The sequence below is a fragment of the Acetobacter sicerae genome (assembly GCF_011516765.1).
Lineage (GTDB): Bacteria > Pseudomonadota > Alphaproteobacteria > Acetobacterales > Acetobacteraceae > Acetobacter > Acetobacter sicerae.
The window spans coordinates 1-1,857 of the sequence record NZ_JAAABN010000061.1 but is presented as its reverse complement, the minus strand read 5'-3'; the positions used below and the strand labels follow the sequence as shown (position 1 = coordinate 1,857).

At 62.2% G+C, this 1,857-nt stretch carries 3 protein-coding genes; all 3 read right to left on the bottom strand.

All coding sequences use genetic code 11. The features are described 5' to 3' along the window. Positions 1–21 precede the first annotated feature (21 nt). Complete coding sequence (locus GVI59_RS18520) at positions 22–693, bottom strand: glycosyltransferase (protein WP_173575511.1); 672 nt, start codon at positions 691–693, stop codon at positions 22–24. Positions 694–696: 3 nt separating this feature from the next. Continuing rightward, positions 697–1,059, bottom strand: a complete 363-nt coding sequence (locus GVI59_RS18515; RefSeq protein WP_173575510.1) for a hypothetical protein — start codon at positions 1,057–1,059, stop codon at positions 697–699. Positions 1,060–1,149: 90 nt separating this feature from the next. Further along, a complete protein-coding gene (locus tag GVI59_RS18510) occupies positions 1,150–1,692 on the bottom strand; it encodes a hypothetical protein (protein WP_173575509.1) in 543 nt (180 codons plus the stop codon). Positions 1,693–1,857: the final 165 nt, after the last annotated feature.

Below are 1,857 nucleotides of genomic sequence, written 5' to 3'. Positions count from 1 at the left end.
CTGGAGAAAGAGGAAGTGCCATCAGGCAAACCTCCTCACCCACGTCAGCGCTGAGACCGCGCAATACCGCTCCATATCACGGCGCTGCCAATGGAGCCGGGCGACGCTGGCAGCGAAATCCTCCTGCCAGATCGTCAGCAGGCCGGACGCCATATCTGCAGCACTGAGCGGATCGCGCTCGGCGTAATGACCGAGCCATGGGATTTCGTCAGACGCCAGCACCGGCACGCTGGAAGCCATCGCATCGGCAGCCACGATGTTGAAAGTCTCGGTCAGCGACGCCTGCATGAGAATGTCGATCCCGCGGAGAACGGACAGGAAATCGGCATGCGGCATCCAGCCGTGTTCGACCAGATCAGCGCAGTCCAGCCGCCCGAACAGTTCGCGCAGGTTTTTCAGGATCGGATTGCCGCCACCCTCGACGCGCGTTGCGTTGACGTGGAACCGCAGCGTCGCACCGATGGTCCGGGCAAAGGCAATGGCCGCCAACGCCTGCGTCATGTGGTTCTTGAGCGGACGGATCGCGCCAAAGCAGCCGATATTCACCACATCGACCCGTCGCTCATGTGGCTGGATGTCGCACAGGCGCGGGACCGGATAGACGTTCGGGCCGTACGTGATGAGAGACGTATCGACGCGCGCGGCCATCGCCACCACAGCCATGTCCTGTACCGCACGAGGTGCATTACACATCACCTAGACGCCCCGACGCAGATACTCGACAGTCCAGCCGAACGCGATGCCTTCATTGGCGAGGAACGGCGTTTCCGAGTGATCCCGCACGATCCATTGGACGTCCGGATGGAGCGGCTTCAGAACGTCGAACTTCTCCGGCACGACCCAGAACGCCTCGATGATGACATGCGTCGGACGATAGGCAGTCACCTCACGGTCGATGGCGTTATTGTCCGGCACCTCGACAGCCTTAGCCTCGATGCCGTTGACCCGGAGCATGTCCACAACGAAGCGGACAGAATTGGACAGGCCAGACTCGCGTGAGCCGGAATAACCCCAATCGCCCTCACGGCTCTTGAGGATGAACAGGAGACGATTTTTCACGGGGAGTTTTCCAGCTGAGTGGGAAAGCAAGAGCCACGCAGACCCCGCCGGCCCAGAAACCGACGAGGAATGCGAGGATGGTGGCGACGATCACACGCCGAGAGCGGCCAGAGCCTGAGCCTCGGTCATGCCGGCGCTGGACCGGACGGCAGACACGCCGAGAAGCCCTTTGAACACCGAGATGATCGTGTTGAGAGCAGAGAGCGCTGTCTTTGCGTCGGACAGCACGGATGCCGACAGGGCCGAACCGGCACCGGAGATCGCGGACTCAATCGCGCCGGCGACCGTGGACAGGTCAGACAGCACGCTATCCACGCGGGTTTTCCAGTCTGTGTTGTTGTAGCTGATCGTCAGCGTGGCTCCGGCAGCGGTCGAGAACGCGGTCAGCGCGCCAGACAAAGCGATCTCGGCAGCCTGAATCGCTGGGACATAGGCGGAGATGGCTGGAAACTGAGCAGAGAACGCGATGACGGCGGCGGCTGCATTGAGGCCGGCCTGCCCGTAGTTTTTCACCTTGGTCACGTCGAGCGTGATTGTGGTGACGCCGCCCGACGTTGTCGTGGTGCAGGCAGCAAGGGCTGCCCCGGCCAGACCGAGGGCGGACGAGCGCAGAAGATTGCGGCGAGAGAGCATCGGCGTTGTTCCATAAAAAAAGCCCGCTCAATGGCGGGCTGTGACGGGGTTGGTAGGCCGGTGGCTATCCGGCGGGATCGAATAATCGTTAAGCGGCCTTCCCGGACGCTTTTGCGGTTAAGAACCGCCGCGCCGCCTCAGACCAACGCAAGACCTGCTGCGACC

Coding starts and splice junctions, on each gene's coding strand:
- GVI59_RS18520 (WP_173575511.1), bottom strand. CDS start 693: ATGTGTAATGCACCTCGTGCGGTACAGGACATGGCTGTGGTGGCGATG.
- GVI59_RS18510 (WP_173575509.1), bottom strand. CDS start 1,692: ATGCTCTCTCGCCGCAATCTTCTGCGCTCGTCCGCCCTCGGTCTGGCC.